Raw genomic sequence first — 17386 nt, forward strand, 5'->3', positions numbered from 1 at the left:
CTAAATTAAGATATGAGAAGCCGGAAGGGATCTCAGTCACACGGATATTGGCTTAGCCGGATAGACTGCATAAGCCGGTGGGCTATACGGCCAATATCTCAATGGTTAGGCGTCAGTGAAACCGCCCCATGCGTGGAATCGTAGTCGAGATAAAACCAGCCAACGTCCTAATGCCCGGTATCGAGTTTATGCAGTATGGCAACCAACATCTCGATGCAGCCGAGTTCCTTTCGGCGAGAGATCCTGATGCCTGGTTTGATCTCCCTCACATATCACCTGCTCTGCCAAGCGCTCGGGCTAGGAGAAGCACCGGGTCCCATGCGGTGTGATGCAAATGGCAATTGGGAGGCAGATTGCGTTCGCTTGAGGTTCTTTGCCGCGAAACCAATCGTCGCAACCTAACATTCTGTTCGAGAGGGACGCGCCAAAAACGGCGCCCCCTCAACTTTACATTAGACCGCAGTCCTGATATTGGAGAATCCGTCGACTATGTGCAAAGACGCCGTCATTGATCTATACGAGCGACATGCGCCGATCTATGATCGCGACCGCGGTCGATCCCTTCAGGAACGCATGTGGCTGGATCGGTTTCTGGTCAAGGTGCGTTCCGGAGGCACAGTTCTCGACCTGGGCTGCGGGATGGGCGAGCCAATCGCACGATACCTAATCGATCGCGGGTTTCGCGTCGCTGGCATGGATACCTCGGCGTCTATGATCGCGCTTTGCCGCGCGCGCTTTCCCGACTCCGAGTGGCTTGTGGCTGACATGCGTCAGTTCGAGGTCGGCCGACGGTTCGAAGGCATCCTGGCATGGGACAGCTTTTTTCATTTGGGCATGGAGGATCAACGGAAGATGTTTCGACGCTTCGCCGAACATGCTCAACGAGGTGCACCGCTCATGTTCACGAGCGGTCCTGCGGAAGGTGAGGCGATCGGCACCTACCGCGAGGAACCACTCTACCACGCGAGTCTCGGACCTGCGGAGTATGAGCAGCTGCTCGCGACCAACGGGTTCGTCGTGAGAGCGTACATGGCAGAAGATCCAGCATGCGGCAAGCACACCGTGTGGCTCGCAACCTATGATGTCGCACCCGCGGCCTAACAAACCTGTGAAGCTGACCTGGCCCTCGCTCCCCTTGTCCAGGTGCTCCTCACGTTGCTCGGAGACGGGTAGCTTACACTTCACACTTGCAAGCCCTCGCAGGTGGCGGACGGAGTGCTGAAGAGGTTGAAGGGGACGTGGCTGCTCGATGGGGGATTAGGGGGAATTGATGATCTGGCGGCTGAACAGAGTTCGCGCCTAGGACTGTTTGTCCGCCGTCTGCAGCAGCCGAACGTGCGGCTCGAATCGACGGGCCTCCTGCCCACCATTCAGCCGCAGACTCTGTTGAGCTATCACCGGATTTGACACCGCCAATGAAGATTGTTGAATTTGCTTTTATTGTATATCCGGCCACGGATCTGGCGCGGTCCCGTGCCTTTTATGAGGGCGTTCTCGGGCTCACTAGCGCGACTTCCATGGATCTGGCAGACGGATTCTGGGTCGAATATGAGATCGGTCCTCACACGCTGGCCATCGGCAAAGAACCATTCCTGAAGCCATCGGGCGACGGTCCTCAGCTTGTGCTGGAAGTGGACGATTTCGACAAGACGATAGAACACCTCAGGCATTATGACGTGCACTTCGCCCTTGAGCCTTTTGACCTCCCTCACTGCCGGGCAGCGATTATCCTGGACCCCGACGGGAACAAGCTTGGCATACATAAACGAAAGGCCTAACAGCTGATAGGCCCATGTTTTTAGGAGTCTTCTGGAATTGGAGTTATGGAAAATAGAAATTCAAATTTTGGATGTGGCTGCCATCCTGCGGGCTTTTTGGAGCGAGAGCAAAGGCGTTTCGAGAGCCTGTTTGGCTCGAGAGGAGTCCATGGTGAGATCCATGGGGCGGATCAGTCCTGATTCCTCGATGGTTCCCATTTGAATATTCGATGTCTCCGCGATCCCAAAGTGCTGGAGCAATCCCATACCCAAGTCCCACCGGTTCAGGCTTTCAGGGCCCCCGAGATGTACGATTCCTGGCACATCTTTGGTGGCGACTTCCAGTAATACTTCGGCAAGATTTTCCACCCAGATAGGGCAACGACGTTCATCTATGAACAAGCGGTACTGTTCGCCGGCTTTTGTGGACTCGATTAAGCGTGTCGTCTGGCGGTCCGGCGTGCGCAGATCATAGAGCAATGAGGTGCGGACGATGGTGGCCTTCGGATTCAGGGAGCGGATGAGTTCTTCCGCCTGGGCTTTGGCCTTACCGTAGGGGTTGATGGGGTTCGTGGGGCTCTCTTCGGTATAGGGCGCCGAAGTCCCATCAAAGACTTGATCGGTCGAGAGGTGAATGAAGCGAATGTTTCGCTCTACTGATTGCATGGCGAGGAGTCCTGCTGCAGGGAGGATCGCATCAATTCCTTTTCCCTGCTCCGAGCAGGCGGTGTGAATCATGACGTCTGGTTGCACCCGATCCATGAGGACTCGAACTTCCTCAGGGCTTTGGAGATCACACACATGAAAGGTTACGCCGGGAAGGGATGTGGAGGGCGTAACGTGCAGCGTTCCGGCTGCGACAAATTGATTGGCCCGACGTAGGAGGTGATTTCCTAAAAAGCCCGCTCCGCCGGTGACGAGGAGACGTGTTTTCATCGCCCGCATTGTAGACCAATGCCAAAAGGAAAATCTTGTGTGATGAAAGACGGTTCCTTAGAATACCGACAGTGTCAATATTTTTGGAAGGAATCGGCTCATGCAGAAGATTGATTTGCGCAGTGATACCGTGACGAAACCGACACCCGCTATGCGGGAGGCGATGGCTCAGGCCGAGGTGGGCGATGATGTGTATGGAGAAGATCCGACCGTGAATCGATTGGAGGCCCTGGCCGCTGAAATGTTAGGCAAGGAGGCCGCGGTCTTTGTGCCATCCGGGGTGATGGGCAATCAATTGGCTCTCCGATTGCACACGCGGCCCGGTGATGAAGTGATCGTGGATAGTACATCCCATCTCATTCGCTATGAAGGAGGATCGGCGTCTTCGCTCTCCGGGGTCCAATTGGTTTGCGTGCCGGGTCATCGCGGTCGCCTTTCGCCGGAGTCGGTCGAAGCGGCCATCCGGCCGAAGGGACTTCATAACCCTCCAACCACGTTGGTGTGTCTGGAGCAGACCCATAATGTGGGTGGAGGATCAATTTATTCCTTGGAGGTCATTCATCAAATTGCAGAGGTGGCCCGCACCCATGGGCTGGCCCTGCATTTGGATGGTGCTCGGTTGTTCAATGCCGTGGTCTCAACCGGTGTGGCGGCTGCTGACTATGCTCGTCCATTTGATACGGTGTCCTTTTGTTTGTCGAAAGGTTTGGGGGCTCCCGTCGGGTCGATGGTGGTGTCCGATGCGGCACGTGTTCAAACATTGCGCCGTCTTCGCAAAGTGTTTGGCGGGGGGATGAGGCAGGTGGGCATTCTGGCCGCTGCGGGTGTGTATGCACTTGAGCATCATATTGTCCGATTGGCTGAGGATCATGTGAATGCACATTATCTGGCGACACTCTTAGAGGACATCCCGGGTGTGGTCGTTGATGTCAAGGCAGTGGAGACCAATATGGTGATGTTTCAGGTCCCCCATTCTTCTAAAACGACCGACAAGCTTTTAGCGGACTGCCGGGAGGCCGGAGTCCTGTTGAATGCCATGGGGGATCGGGCGTTTCGGGTGGTGACGCATTTGGATGTCAATCATGAAGATATGGTTGCGGCCGGGCGGGTCTTCAGGCAGGTCTTTTCAGCCGCGGGGTGAATGTCGCCACCCCTGAGTTCGTTGACAGGGTCAGGGACAGTTCCTACAATTTCTATTGATTAGCTTGATGAAGGGAGCCAACGTGAGTTTATTGGATACGGTTTCGTTTCAGCATATCACGAGAATTTTAGAAGTGACGGATGAGTTGGATATTTCCCGGGAGGCAGTGGAAATTCCCCTGGCCCCGGCAAGTCCAGGGGTGGTTCGTCGGTTGTCCAATGGCAAGCTGGAAATTGTTGTTGATGCCGATCTGCCCTTCGATGATTGGGTGCAGACACTGCCTGAAAAGATTCAGGCGGAAATGCCGGATGATTAAGTCCGATTAGTCAAAACGTGTAACCAACAGGTAGGCAAAGGAGACCGTACTCATGGCTGTGCGTGATCGTGAGTGGCCTGGGTATACCATTTGGTACTGTTGTCAGGAGTGTGGCCGCTTGTGGACGTATCAAGGGTCAGATGTTGTGGCGCTGGACCTCTGCAGTTCATTGGGACCGGCCATGGTCGGGGACGGCGTCCGCGGACGAATGTGTGCAATTTGTGAAGGGCGATGCCACGCCCCGTCGGCTGAAATTTAGCGACCGTGATCGTGTGGGGAAGACAAGCGTTTAGCCTCAACGACGCCATGTTTCCCTGACGCATTTACTGAGAACCAACCGCAACGGGTTGTCCCTTCATGTCTGTCTCGCCTGACTGTTTCGTGGTTTTTTCCACTGACCATTCATGGGGCGTAATCTTTAGGAGATGCCCTTTGAGCGTATAGAATTCGCCTTCCGGTATTTCCACCTGGTCCGTGCCAGTCACATTAATGGCCAGGACCCGTTTCTTGTCTCCTCTGTTGGATAAAATTATGCCGTTCTCCAATCGTTCCAGTTGATAGGCCCCTTGTTCGTTAATGACCAGGGAGTTGGCTTCTATCTTTGCGTGCATTTTTCCAACTTTATCGAAAATGGCAAAATTGACTCGAACAGGGGTTCCTCCGGTTTTTCGGAGCTGCATTTCAATTTGGGGGAGTCCGTCAATTTCTACAATTCCATTGGAATTGCGGTACCAATGCGGTCCGACTTTCACATCCATGCCCACCATGCCTCCTTTGTTCTTCAGTGAATAGACTCAAAAACTGACCCGTATTGTACTGACCGGATCAGGCTGGTGGCTAGAGGAAATGTTTCTTGGGGAGTGTTGAAAACACGTGGGGTACCTCGAAATGCTTTTAGGGGGTGCGTATTGGCCGCTTGCCCCTGCTCACATACTCCTCCGTGCGCTCCGCTCGTCCTAGCGGACTGCGGCTTTTTCTCGAGAAGCCTCGGAACAGGGCTGAACTCGCCATTCTTTGGCCAAGCTCAGGTCAAGTTTTGAGCATTCCTTGAAACGGCGAGGAGCTTGGGATGTGTGGGAGAGAATACGGGGAGGCTGTCACACGTAACTGGAGTTAGGACTTATCCTTGATTCGATTCAGGATGAGGGCAATGCACCCACCCAAGAGTCCTCCTCCAAAGATCGGCGGTCCCAATTCGACCAGTTTAATTTCCCATATAGGTTCATTAGCCAACATTAGATCCCGAATCCCGCCTTGAATCATGATGACAGCCAGTGCCATGAGGGCGCCAATCATGAACCACCATCGAAATACTTTAAACGATTCCATGAAATGTCCTTATGCCAATTATGCCAGAATGGGTCGATCTAATGTTCGGTACTGAATTGCTTCAGCGACATGTGTGGGTGAAATCATAACCGATTCTCCTAAGTCGGCAATAGTTCGGGCCACACGTAAAATCCGGCCATAGGCACGTGCGGACAATCCCAGGCGGGTGACGGCTTGATCCAACAAAGTGTTTCCGGCTTGATCCAGTTGGCAATATTTTTTGAGCAAGCGAGGCTTAAGCTGTGCATTGTTTAGAGTCTGCTCAGCGCGGTAGCGGTCGATTTGACGATGTCGGGCCTGGATCACTCGTTGACGAATGGCTGAAGAGGCTTCACCGGTTTTGCTGCCTGAGAGCTCTTTGACAGGGACTGCGGGGACTTCGATGTGAATATCCAGCCGATCAAGGAGTGGACCGGATAGACGGCTTCGATACCGTTGAATGTGATAGGGCGTACAGACGCATTCATGGGTGGAGTCTCCGCAATATCCACATGGGCAGGGATTCATCGCGACGATTAACATAAGTTTGGCGGGAAAGGTGAAGCTGGCCTGTGCGCGGGTCAGTGTGACAGTTCCATTTTCCAGTGGCTGGCGTAAGCTATCCAAGAGCGACCGCTTAAATTCCAAGGCTTCATCTAAAAAAAGGACGCCATGATGTGCCAGAGAGACTTCTCCGGGACGGGGGATGGATCCTCCTCCAACCAGGCCGGCTTCTGAAATGGTGTGATGGGGGGCACGAAAGGGGCGATAAGCGAGGAGGGCCGCATGAGGTGGAAGGTTTCCCGCCACACTGTGAACCTGACTGGCTTCCAAACATTCCTGAAAGCTCATGGGTGGAAGAATACCTGTTAACCGTTGGGCTAACATGGTTTTCCCTGATCCTGGCGGACCTACCATGAGAAGATTGTGCCCGCCTGCGGCAGCCACCTCCAGGGCACGTTTGGCCTGATATTGTCCCACCACATCGGCAAAGTCTTCCTCAGTGGAGGAGAGTCCGGGTTGCACGAGGGGAAAGGTATTTTTTGCAGGAAGGAGAGTGAGCGCCTTCTGGAGAAATTCCACCACCTGAGGGAGGGTCGAAACGCCAAACACGGTGGCGTGGTCGACCACGGCAGCCTGCGAAGCATTGTCGTGAGGCAGGATCAATGAAAAGGGGTGATGAGTGGCAATAGCCATGGATAGCGCCCCGGGTACCGCTTTGATTCTGCCATCCAATGCCAGTTCTCCAACAAAAATATAGGAGGTGACGGCGTCTTGTGACAGAACCCCTTCGGCTACCAAAATGCCGATGGCAATTCCCAACTCAAGACCTGCCCCTTCCTTTTTTAATCCGGCCGGCGCCAAATTGACGGTGATTTTTTTGGCAGGAAAATGGAACCCCGTGTTTTTGAGTGCGGATCGAACCCGGTCCCGGCTTTCACGAACGGTTGCATCGGGTAGCCCCACGATGGAAAATTGTGGAAGGCCTCCACCTATATCCACCTCAATTTCTATGAGATTGGCTTCTAAGCCCACCAATCCCACACTTTGAATTTTGGCTAACATGCTTGTCTTATCTATTCGATTTCGACCTGTGGTGGCTGTGCATTCACGGATCCTAAATCACGTTTTTTTTGAAACTACAACCAAATCATTTGGCGGATTCGGCCTGCTGGCCGCTGAGGGTTCCTGCCGACCATAAGGTTTAAGAGATATCGGTCTTGTGTGATGGACTCATGCATAGGGCTTCTGAAAATTTGCACTGTGAGCGAGTGCTTATGGGGGAGATACGGGCGATGAAAGAGCGGGGAGTTTCGGTGCGGGGGTAAGAGACGGTGGATTCGGAGGGGATGGAAGTACAGGACTGGGTCCCTCCGAAGAAAGGGTAGGGATCTGAACCGAATCCAATATGTCTTGGAGTTCCTTGCTTTCAATGTTGTCTAACGACTCGGTGTTCGGGGAGGGAGCAGTTGAGTCCTGTAAGGATGGCGGTCCCTTGGGAGAAAGTGCTGGAGACTGTTCAGATTGTGATGCGGGTTTCTCCGTGACTGTAGGGACAAGTCTTTGCCCCGTTGCTGGAGGATTTGTTGTCGACGGCGGTGGCGTGACCGGAGTAACCGGTTTTTTGGAAGATGGTGGATCAGCCATGTTGGCATGGCCTTGGGATGGCGCCGAGTTTGGTTTGTCCGAAACCTGGGTGCCTTCAGATATGTGTTGTGGGCTCGGGTTCAGAGATTGTGTATTTGTGTGTTCCGGAGGAGAAGGCAATGGTGTTTCAGGGTGGTGTGATGCATCAGGTTTCAAGGAGTGATCCTCCCCCACCGTTGCTGGTGCCGGGGGTGTCGGGATTGCCCGGTTTGAGTTATCACTCTTTGGTGTGTCACTGATGTTCACGTGTGGCACTTCTGTCGTTGAGGTATTGAGCGGAGAAGAAATTGGGCTGTCAGGAGGTACGGTCGACAATGAGTCTATTGGTGGAACGACAGGCGTTGGTTCGTTGAGGAGTGGCTGCTTGTGGACCCTGGGTTGATTCGATGCCAGAAAAGGGATGCCGAGCTGTTCCTTATATATATAACCCATGGTGCCACCAATAAAGAGAAGCAAGGTGATTCCAATCGTGACGCCTGTTTTTTTTCTCGTCTTGGCTCGGTGTATTCCTTGATAGTCGGTAGAGTGTTTCGGCCGGGTCACGGTAGACGGTTGGCTTGGAGGGTCTACTGATACTGGTGCCTGGGGTGGAAGGCTCGGTGTCTCTATCTTGGCTGTTTGGATGTCTGGCGTCGGATGAGGTTCTGCAGGGGCCGCTGGCGGCCTCAAAACTTCAGGTGCAAATTTTGCCAATTGCTGGTTCAAAATGGTGAGGACATGGGTAGCATCTTGAAGTCGCTGTGGGGACTGATTCCGGGTCATTTGGCGGATAAGCTCACAGATGGCTTTCGGGACATGGTCCGGGAAGTCAAACGCCGGGTCAGCCTGGTCGAAAGCCAGTTTTCCCATAATTGATGTCTTCGGAAGACCGGAATAGGGCACTCGCGTGGTGAGCATGTCATACATCATGAATCCCAAACAGTACAAATCACTGCCGAGGGTCAGAAGTTCGCTTTTGGCAGTTTCCGGGAGCAGGTAGGGTAATGGTCTGAGTAACTCAGCGTCACAGTTTTTCAGGATGTCCATCAGGATCCAAGATAATCCGAGGTCCATCACTTTGATCTGGCCTTGAGGGCCGACCAGGACGTGCCCCGGATGGAGTGTGCCGTGAATGATGCCTTGAAAGTGGATATGAACTAACACTTCCGCAATTTCACGAGCCAGCAAGAGCATTTTTTCGACTGAAAGAGGCCCTTCATTCTGAATGACGTGTTGAAGACTGGGAGCGTCAAAAAATTCCATGCAGACGATAGGGGTGCCGTCCTGCTCTTCCACTTTGAAGATTTTAATGAGATTGGGATGTTCTAATCGAAGGAGCGATTTGGCTTTTTCGATGAAGGCTTTTCCACGAATGAGCCGACCATTGATATGGGTATGATACACCTTAATCGCCATTTCTTGCCGCAGTTCGAAATCATACCCATAGTAAATGGTTCCGGTTTGACCGTTGGCAATTTCTCCCTGTATTTCAATTTTTCCAGGCAACAGCTGTGTAGTCATACAAAAAACCTAACTCTTTAAAGAAAATTTGTGATGAATGAGTACGTCTTGTGGTCGTGGCGCATTGAAACGAAGGCACCCCTATCAATCAGTCAATGCGGAAATCTCGGAGCCATGGAATTCCTGCTCATCTTGTCGGAATACCGTTTGATTTTCTTGAATGGAGGGGATTCTTGATCTTTTGAAGATCTCGAATGTAGGACGTAAAGAGAGGGCGTTTCGCAGGAGGGGCCGGGAGGCATTAGAGGAGCACAGGGAGCAATCCTTCGCTCAGAGAACCTTAAGGGCTGTTCCTACTTTCCGTAATGCTCTGAGGGCGGTCTCGAGATGCTCAAGCGAATGATCGGCTGTCACCGTGATGCGGAGGCGGCTGGTCCCTTTAGGAACTGTAGGGGGGCGGACAGCGGGAATCCACACGCCCTCTGCCCGTAAGTGTTGGCTCATCTGGACCCCGATTTCCGGGTCGTTCACCATGATCGGGAGAATAGGGCTGTGAGTGTTGGTCAGTTGGAATCCCATGGACACTAAGCCATGATGCAAAAACTCTCGATTTCGCCAGAGCATCACTCGGCGTTGGGGTTCTTGCCGGATGATTGCCAGAGCTGCGCTCGCTGCGGCGGCAAGGGCGGGTGGGGGGGCGGTGGTATAAATTAAGGAGCGTGCGGTATTAACCAGATAGGCCACGAAATCTTTCGGCCCCGCGATAAACCCGCCACTGGATCCAAGGGCTTTACTGAGCGTGCCCATCTGCAGAATGTGGCGCGAGTCTATTCCAAAATGTTCTACCGTGCCTCGACCGGTTGCGCCCATGACCCCGGTGCCATGCGCGTCATCAATGAGCAGGGTGGCACCGTATTCTTCTGCCAATCTCGCTATCTCGGGTAGTGGAGCCACATCTCCATCCATACTAAACACCCCTTCGGTCAGAATGAGCGTCGAAGTCCTGGAGCGTGTTTTTGCCAGAAGTCGCTTAAGATGGCTGACGTCGTTATGATGGAAGACGCGTAGTGTGGCCCGGCTGAGGCGGCAACCATCGATCAGGCTGGCATGGCATAACCGATCCGCCAAAATCAGGCTATCTGCTGTGGCAAGATTCGGGATAACTCCTATATTGGTGGTATAACCTGAAGAAAAGGTGAGAGCGGCCTCTGTTTCCTTAAAACTGGCTAACTCACCTTCTAAAACGTGATGAGGCGTGATGTTGCCGGAAATGAGCCGTGAGGCTCCAGATCCTACTCCAAATTTTTCAATGGCTTTTATGGCGGCATCTTTTATCTGTGGATGGTTGGCCAGCCCAAGATAGTTATTGGAAGCAAAAAGAAGGACTTCCTGCCCTTCCACTGAAATGACCGGAGCCGAGGGAGAGTTGATGAGAGATAACTCCCTCAAAAGATGTCGTTGCGCCAAGGCCTTGAGGTCTTCTTTGAACATTGAGATGGCCACCGGATTTTGAAATATTACCTATAAGATCTATCGTCCACAGGTATTTCGTAATACGATCAACCCTGTTACAATAAATATTGACTTGAAAAAACCATAATGATTACAATGGTTTATTTATACAGACTATAAATTTACCACAAATGGGGAATATTTTTTGTCGGAGAGGTTATTGAGGGGTTTTCCCGGGACGATGTGGTTCACCAGGTTTGGTCCGTCGTCAAATTAACCAGAGGGTGAGAATTATGAAAATCACTGGTGCAGAAATCTTCTTAGAAGCATTAAAGCGTGAGGGCGTGAAAACCATGTTTGCCTTACCAGGCGGAGTGGTTCTCAAAATATTCGATGTCTTGCACCAGCAAAAAGATATTCGGGTAATTCTGACACGACATGAACAGGGTGCAGGGTTTATGGCCGTCGGATATGCGAAAGCCATGGGCAAGCCTGGTGTGGCGCTGATTACCTCCGGCCCCGGTATGACAAATGTTATCACGTCTCTTGCGGACGCGTATATGGATTCAGTTCCCATAGTCGTCTTTTCAGGACAGGTTCCGACAGCCTTAATCGGCAACGATGCCTTTCAAGAGGCCGACAACATCGGTCTCAGTCGTCCGTGCACCAAATACAACTTCCTGGTTAAGGACGTGAAAGATTTGGCACAGACGATTAAGGAGGCGTTTTATATTGCCACTACTGGTCGCCCTGGCCCGGTTTTAGTCGATATACCTAAAGATATTTCGCTCGATAAAGCGGACTTTCATTACCCAACCTCTGTTTCCATTCGCGGGTACAACCCCACGTACGACGGAAGTCGGTGGAAAATTAAGCAAGCGGCGGACGCGATCATGAAAGCCAAGCGTCCAATTTTATATGTGGGTGGAGGAGTCGTGTTATCCGGGGCCTCTCCGGAGGTGAAAGAGCTGGCCGAGCTGACGCAAATTCCCGTGGATATGACGTTGATGGCGCTTGGGGCATTTCCCGGAAACCATCCACTCTCACTGGGCATGCTGGGCATGCATGGGACGTATGTCGCGAACATGGCCATGCATTATTCTGACCTGGTTATTGCCGTTGGGGCACGATTTGATGATCGGGTGACGGGCAAGGTTTCAGAGTTTTGTCCCGATGCGAAAATTATTCACATTGATATTGATCCGACCTCTATTCGGAAAAATATTCAGGTAGACATTCCTATTGTCGGTGACTGTAAGCGAGTGCTCATCGAATTGAATAATATTCTTCGCGCTACGGTGAATGGGAATCAAAAAGAGCAAAGGAAACCCTGGTGGGATCAACTGAATGCCTGGAGGCAAGCACATCCTCTGCGCTATGATCAAGATCCTGACGGACAAATTAAGCCACAATTTCTTATTGATCGCCTGTATCAGCTGACGAGCGACCGAAATCCTATTTTGGCCACAGACGTGGGACAACACCAGATGTGGTCAGCTCAATATTTTAAATTACAAAATCCTCAATCCTGGTTAACATCAGGGGGATTGGGGACCATGGGGTTTGGATTGCCGGCTGCCATGGGTGCGCAAGCTGCGTTTCCGGATCGACTGGTTCTGTGTGTCGCCGGTGATGGCAGTATTCAAATGAATACCCAAGAGTTGGCGACCGCAGTCGTTGAGCAACTACCAGTTAAAGTTTTTATTATTAATAACCGGTTCCATGGCATGGTTCGGCAGTGGCAGGATTTGTTTTATGAGGGCCGGTATGCGTCAAGTTACCTGGGAACCGTTCCTGATTTTGTGAAATTAGCGGAAGCCTATGGGGCTGCCGGTATTCGAATTGAAAAGGTTTCGGAAATGGATAGCGGGATTCGAGAAGCGCTTTCCATAAAGGGCCCGGTTGTGATTGACGTCCCGACCTACCAGTTTGAAAATTGTTATCCCATGATTCCGGCCGGAGGCTGTAATCACGAAATGTTATTAGCAGATCCCCCGGACTTAAAAAAGCCCAATGCCATGCAAAAAATTGGTACTCAGGCGGATTCGGATTCTGTCATCACAGCTTAGAGTACAACCATAAAAGGGTGTTATGGAACACATTATTTCGTTGACGGTAGAAAATAAATTCGGATCTTTGTCCCGAATAGCGGGACTCTTCAGCGGGCGTGGGTTTAATATCGAAAGTTTGTCAGTTGCCCCGACGCTGGATCCCTCTGTGTCCATGATGACCCTGGTCACCAAGGGGGATGATCCGATTATCGAACAAATCCTGAAGCAGCTGAACAAACTCATTGATGTGATTAAAGTCGTTGATATTAGCGAAAGCGAGTTTGTTGAACGAGAAACTGCGCTCATTAAGGTTCATACCCGGCCGGAGGATCGAGCTGAAGCTCTTCGCATTGCAGATATTTTTCGAGCTAATGTTCTGGATTCCTCTCCTACCAGCTATACCATTGAAGTCACTGGAGATGTGAGGAAAGTCCAGGCGATCATCAATCTCCTACAGCCACTTGGCATCAAAGAGCTGGTACGCACCGGCAGGATTGCCATTGGGCGCGAACCGACACGCTCGACACAAACCCAATCCCGACCGCTTGCGAAAGCGAATTAATCAGGCCAACCAACACCTGCCTTTAGACTGAAGGGATCCGTCCACCCTGATCGACGGAACGACTAAGGACTATTTTATCTTTATGAGGAGTGCATGATGAAAATTTATTATGAAAAAGACGCAGACCGACAGATTTTAGCCAAAAAAACTGTGGCCGTGGTGGGTTTCGGTAGCCAAGGTCATGCTCATGCCTTAAACATGCGGGATAGTGGTCTTCAAGTGGTCGTGGGTTGCCGGGAAGGATCGTCATGGAACAAGGCGGAAGCAGCTGGGTTGAAAGTCATGCCGACTGCGGATGCGGTGAAAGGTGCCGATGTGGTGATGCTGTTAGCTCCAGATGAAGCCCAAGCCGCCATTTACAATAAAGATATTGGTCCAAACTTAAAACAGGGAGCTTATCTGGCCTTTGGGCATGGGTTTAATATCCATTTTGGGCAAATTCAACCTGCCAGCCACGTAAATGTGTTTATGGTGGCTCCCAAGGGTCCAGGACATCTGGTCAGGTCGGAATATACCAAGGGGACGGGCGTACCGTGCTTGTTAGCCATTCACCAGGATCCCGGCGGTCAGACAACAAAGGTTGGCTTGGCCTATGCTTGTGCGATTGGCGGAGCCAGAGCGGGTGTCATTGAGACATCCTTTCGAGAAGAGACGGAAACGGATCTTTTTGGGGAACAGGCGGTCTTATGTGGAGGGCTTACCTCCTTGATTCAGGCAGGATTTGAAACCTTGGTTGAAGCCGGTTATTCGCCTGAAATGGCCTATTTCGAATGTTTACATGAAGTAAAGCTCATTGTGGATCTGATCTATCAGGGTGGCATTGCCAACATGCGCTATTCTATTAGCACAACGGCCAAATATGGCGATGTGACACGAGGGCCACGTGTGGTAACGGATGAGACGAAGAAAGTGATGAAAGAGATTTTGGGAGAGATCCAAAGCGGTCGATTCGCCAGAGAGTGGGTGCTGGAAAATCAAGCGAACCGGCCCGTGTATAACGCGCTCTTGAGAAAGGGAGAGGAGCACCCGATTGAAGAGGTCGGTTCACGGTTGCGAGGGATGATGCCATGGCTGCAAAAAGATCAGCTTGTGGATAAGCAGAAAAATTGATGAGAAGGTTGCGGGACGTGAGACCCATTCCCAATGGCTGATCAGGCAAAAGGGATTCCTGTTGCAAAAGAAGGCATCCCCTTTATCGCAGGGGGAGGACTTCTGACGCTTGGGTGTTGGGCGGCCGGATCGGTCTGGTTCACTTGCCTGATGGGATCGTTAACCCTGTTTACTGCCTGGTTTTTTAGAAACCCGGCCAGAACGATTCCTCAGGGAAAAAACCTCATTGTGTCTCCAGGGGATGGGACGGTCGTAGCGGTGGAAGAGGAGTTCGAGCACCGGTTCCTCAAAGAGCCCAGTATCAGAATCAGCATTTTTTTAAACGTATTCAATGTCCATATCAATCGGATGCCGGCCGCAGGAGTGTTACAGGATGTCGTCTATGCTCCAGGGAAGTTTTTAGTAGCCAGTCGTCCGGAGGCATCAGCGGAAAATGAGCAAAATGCGCTGATGCTCAGGCGTTCCGATGGGAAAAAGATATTGTGCGTCCAAATTGCCGGGTTAATTGCCAGACGAATCGTCTGTTGGGTCAACCCCGGTGAACAGGTTGAGGCAGGCGAACGGTTTGGGCTTATTCGGTTTGGATCTCGGATGGATTTGTATCTTCCTCACGATAGTGCCATTCAAGTCAAGGTTGGCGAGAGGGTAAAGGGAGGATCGTCCATCGTGGCGGAGTTGCTATGCGTGGAGCCTTCATGAAACAGCCCAAAAAACGACGGGTCGTCTATTTAATTCCCAATCTGCTGACCACAGGAAATCTCTTTAGTGGCCTGGCTTCTATCCTGTTTGTCTTTGGAGGCGATTATGGATCTGCGGCCATTGCGATCCTTGTGGCGATCGTGTTTGACGTATTGGATGGGACGTCAGCCCGTTTGATGAAAAGTACGAGTGACTTCGGGTTGCAATATGATTCGTTGGCAGATGTCGTGGCTTTCGGCGTGGCTCCTGGCTTGCTGATGTATTCGTGGGCCCTGAGTGGTCCGAAGATGTTGGGCGCGGCGGTGATGTTTGCCTTTGTCGCATGTGGTGCCCTGCGTTTGGCTAGGCATAACGTTTTGGCGACAACAGGTGGAGACGGCAAGCCGTTTACCGGACTCCCTATTCCCGGTGCAGCAGGGGTAATGGCCACGTTGGTAATTTTTGATCAGCATGTTGCGCCGTTAGGGGAGAAGGTGAAGCCTATTCTTGGGATTATCTTGACCCTGGTGCTGGCGTTTCTCATGGTGAGTACATTTCGTTATCGTAGTCTGAAGGAATTGAAAACGCAGGAACACCACCACTTTAATTATTTGGTGTATGCAGTCCTCATTCTCATGGCGGTCTTAGCGTATCCACAGGCGATGCTTTTTGTCGTGTTTGCAGCCTATGCGCTTTCGGGCGTATTGGAGCAAGGATGGAAGCTGGTGGCAGGTATGATGGGGAAAAAGCCGGGGGAAGAGATTAGGCCGGATGGACTCCATAAATGAATAAACCGCCATGCAGAGGAGAAGGGGCGTTAGATGAAGACCAAATGTGGGGGGGTAATGAGCCATGACACGGATGATCCGAATTTTTGATACCACCTTGCGGGATGGAGAGCAGTCTCCTGGCGCGAGCATGAACATCGAAGAAAAAATCCTCGTGGCGAGGCAATTAGCCCGGTTAAATGTAGATATTATCGAAGCCGGTTTTGCGTTTAGTTCTCCTGGTGATTTTGAAGCGATTCATCGTATTGCCCAGGAAGTGGAAGGTCCGGTCATTTGCAGTCTGGCCAGGGCGAAACCGGAAGATATTGACCGGGCTTGGGAGGCACTCAAAGGCGCACCCAAATGCCGAATCCATACGTTTTTGTCTTCTTCGGATATCCATCTGAAACATCAATTTCGCATGACCAGGGACGAAGCCCTTAAGAGGGCAGTGGAAATGGTTCGCCATGCCCGGAGTTATGTTGAGGATGTGGAATATTCGCCCATGGATGCCACCCGTTCCGATTTGACCTATCTCTGTGAGGTGGTGGAAGCCGTAGTGGAGGCTGGAGCGGGAACGGTGAACATTCCGGATACGGTGGGGTATACGACTCCCGAGGAGTTTGGAAAGATTATTCGGACATTAAGAGAGCGAGTCCGGGGGATGGAGACAGCCATTATTTCCGTCCATTGCCATAACGACTTGGGGTTGGCTGTCGCAAATTCCATGGCCGCCATTTATGCGGGAGCGGGCCAGGTGGAATGTACGATCAACGGGATTGGTGAACGAGCCGGCAATGCGTCGTTAGAAGAAATCGCGATGGGACTCCGTACGCGTACCGATTTTTACCAGTCCGATACCAACATCCGCACGGAGGAAATCTCCAAAGCCAGTCGATTGGTCAGTAATATTACTGGAATGGTGGTTCAGCCCAATAAAGCGATTGTGGGTGCCAATGCCTTCGCGCACACGTCCGGTATTCATCAGGACGGATTGCTCAAAGACAAAAGTACTTATGAGATCATGCGACCGGAATCAGTGGGATTAACCCAAAGTCGGTTGGTGATGGGTAAACTGTCTGGTCGGCATGCCTTTCGTGAAGAACTGGCAAATCTGGGGTACACCCTTTCTGATCAGGAATTGCAAGAGGCTTTTGAACGCTTTAAACATCTGGCGGATCAAAAGAAGGAATTATTTGAAGAAGATCTGGAGGCAATCGTCAATAAGGCAATTACCAAAGTTCCTGAGCGCTATGCCTTAAAGGGGTTGCATGTGGAAAGTGGCCTGGATCAGCGCCCGACCGCGATGGTGGAATTGATGATGGATGGGCGAATCGCGAAACTGATGGGTACGGGTGATGGGCCGGTGGATGCGGTGTACCGGACCATTGCGGCCTTGACTGAAACGAAAAGTCTTCTTCGTGCCTATATCGTCAAAGCGATTACTGGGGGTACTGATGCCCAGGGAGAAGTGTCGGTTCGCGTCGAGGAAAATAGTGAAACCGTTACCGGTCACGGATCAGATACGGATATTATTCTTGCTTCTGCACAGGCCTACCTCAATGCGCTCAATAAATTGGCGGATTTCGCGGAACGGCATGCCAGAGCCGAACAAAAAATCGGGTTGTGTTGAAAAACGCGTTCCCTTCATCTTAAGTCAATGAGCCTCTGATCTCCTGCCATTTTCTTCGTCCATGGGTGTGTGTTTTCTCTCAGACCG

At 51.7% G+C, this 17386-nt stretch carries 18 protein-coding genes; 12 read left to right on the forward strand and 6 right to left on the reverse strand.

What is annotated here, in order from left to right; translation table 11 throughout:
* The first annotated feature begins 489 nt into the window (after positions 1-489).
* From PP769_RS08840 to PP769_RS08850, 3 genes are all read left to right on the forward strand, one after another.
* Entirely contained in the window at positions 490-1101 is a 612-nt protein-coding gene (locus tag PP769_RS08840; RefSeq protein WP_312646718.1) for a class I SAM-dependent DNA methyltransferase, read from the forward strand.
* Positions 1102-1215: 114 nt separating this feature from the next.
* Positions 1216-1407 carry a hypothetical protein gene (locus PP769_RS08845; RefSeq protein ID WP_312646719.1) on the forward strand — a complete coding sequence of 64 codons (192 nt, stop codon included), beginning with the start codon at positions 1216-1218 and terminating at the stop codon, positions 1405-1407.
* 8 nt (positions 1408-1415) lie between these two features.
* Positions 1416-1778 (forward strand): VOC family protein, encoded by a 363-nt coding sequence (locus PP769_RS08850; protein WP_312646720.1) that lies wholly within the window; start codon positions 1416-1418, stop codon positions 1776-1778.
* Positions 1779-1838: 60 nt separating this feature from the next.
* On the opposite strand, the gene PP769_RS08855 is transcribed toward PP769_RS08850, so the two are convergent.
* A complete protein-coding gene (locus PP769_RS08855) occupies positions 1839-2693 on the reverse strand; it encodes an SDR family oxidoreductase (RefSeq protein ID WP_312646721.1) in 855 nt (284 codons plus the stop codon).
* A gap of 100 nt (positions 2694-2793) precedes the next feature.
* On the opposite strand from PP769_RS08855, the gene ltaE reads away from it, so the two are divergent.
* The 3 genes from ltaE (at position 2794) to PP769_RS08870 (ending at position 4409) form a co-directional block, all read left to right on the forward strand.
* On the forward strand, positions 2794-3834 hold the full coding sequence (ltaE, locus tag PP769_RS08860) for a low-specificity L-threonine aldolase (protein WP_312646723.1): 1041 nt from the start codon (positions 2794-2796) through the stop codon (positions 3832-3834).
* A 67-nt stretch (positions 3835-3901) separates the two neighbouring features.
* Positions 3902-4150 (forward strand): hypothetical protein, encoded by a 249-nt coding sequence (locus tag PP769_RS08865; RefSeq protein ID WP_312646724.1) that lies wholly within the window; start codon positions 3902-3904, stop codon positions 4148-4150.
* A gap of 52 nt (positions 4151-4202) precedes the next feature.
* Positions 4203-4409, forward strand: coding sequence for a hypothetical protein (locus tag PP769_RS08870; protein ID WP_312646725.1), 207 nt, complete (start codon positions 4203-4205; stop codon positions 4407-4409).
* A 64-nt stretch (positions 4410-4473) separates the two neighbouring features.
* Here the strand turns inward: PP769_RS08870 and PP769_RS08875 are convergent, their stop codons facing one another.
* The 5 genes from PP769_RS08875 to bioF all read right to left on the reverse strand — a co-directional run bounded on the left by PP769_RS08875 (position 4474) and on the right by bioF (position 10537).
* A complete protein-coding gene (locus PP769_RS08875; RefSeq protein WP_312646726.1) occupies positions 4474-4908 on the reverse strand; it encodes a hypothetical protein in 435 nt (144 codons plus the stop codon).
* 355 nt (positions 4909-5263) lie between these two features.
* Positions 5264-5479: a hypothetical protein gene (locus PP769_RS08880; protein ID WP_312646727.1), complete on the reverse strand. Its 216-nt coding sequence runs from the start codon at positions 5477-5479 to the stop codon at positions 5264-5266.
* A gap of 18 nt (positions 5480-5497) precedes the next feature.
* The gene (locus PP769_RS08885; RefSeq protein WP_312646729.1) at positions 5498-7024 is read right to left on the reverse strand and encodes a YifB family Mg chelatase-like AAA ATPase; all 1527 of its coding nucleotides are present in this window, start codon (positions 7022-7024) and stop codon (positions 5498-5500) included.
* Positions 7025-7234: 210 nt separating this feature from the next.
* Positions 7235-9106, reverse strand: a complete 1872-nt coding sequence (locus PP769_RS08890) for a serine/threonine protein kinase (protein WP_312646730.1) — start codon at positions 9104-9106, stop codon at positions 7235-7237.
* A 270-nt stretch (positions 9107-9376) separates the two neighbouring features.
* Positions 9377-10537 carry an 8-amino-7-oxononanoate synthase gene (gene bioF / locus PP769_RS08895; RefSeq protein WP_312646731.1) on the reverse strand — a complete coding sequence of 387 codons (1161 nt, stop codon included), beginning with the start codon at positions 10535-10537 and terminating at the stop codon, positions 9377-9379.
* A gap of 254 nt (positions 10538-10791) precedes the next feature.
* Between bioF and ilvB the strand changes: the two genes are divergently transcribed.
* The 6 genes from ilvB (at position 10792) to PP769_RS08925 (ending at position 17299) form a co-directional block, all read left to right on the forward strand.
* Positions 10792-12567 carry a biosynthetic-type acetolactate synthase large subunit gene (gene ilvB, locus PP769_RS08900; RefSeq protein ID WP_312646732.1) on the forward strand — a complete coding sequence of 592 codons (1776 nt, stop codon included), beginning with the start codon at positions 10792-10794 and terminating at the stop codon, positions 12565-12567.
* A gap of 22 nt (positions 12568-12589) precedes the next feature.
* Complete coding sequence (gene ilvN, locus PP769_RS08905) at positions 12590-13111, forward strand: acetolactate synthase small subunit (RefSeq protein ID WP_312646734.1); 522 nt, start codon at positions 12590-12592, stop codon at positions 13109-13111.
* A gap of 96 nt (positions 13112-13207) precedes the next feature.
* Entirely contained in the window at positions 13208-14221 is a 1014-nt protein-coding gene (gene ilvC, locus PP769_RS08910) for a ketol-acid reductoisomerase (RefSeq protein ID WP_376753432.1), read from the forward strand.
* A gap of 33 nt (positions 14222-14254) precedes the next feature.
* Positions 14255-14920: a phosphatidylserine decarboxylase family protein gene (locus PP769_RS08915; RefSeq protein WP_312646737.1), complete on the forward strand. Its 666-nt coding sequence runs from the start codon at positions 14255-14257 to the stop codon at positions 14918-14920.
* On the forward strand, positions 14917-15687 hold the full coding sequence (gene pssA / locus PP769_RS08920; RefSeq protein ID WP_312646738.1) for a CDP-diacylglycerol--serine O-phosphatidyltransferase: 771 nt from the start codon (positions 14917-14919) through the stop codon (positions 15685-15687). Before PP769_RS08915 ends, pssA begins: the two co-directional genes overlap by 4 nt.
* Before the next feature lie 64 nt (positions 15688-15751).
* Positions 15752-17299 carry a 2-isopropylmalate synthase gene (locus tag PP769_RS08925; RefSeq protein ID WP_312646739.1) on the forward strand — a complete coding sequence of 516 codons (1548 nt, stop codon included), beginning with the start codon at positions 15752-15754 and terminating at the stop codon, positions 17297-17299.
* Positions 17300-17386: the final 87 nt, after the last annotated feature.

The sequence above is a fragment of the Candidatus Nitrospira allomarina genome (genome assembly GCF_032050975.1).
GTDB classification, from domain to species: Bacteria; Nitrospirota; Nitrospiria; order Nitrospirales; family UBA8639; genus Nitrospira_E; species Nitrospira_E allomarina.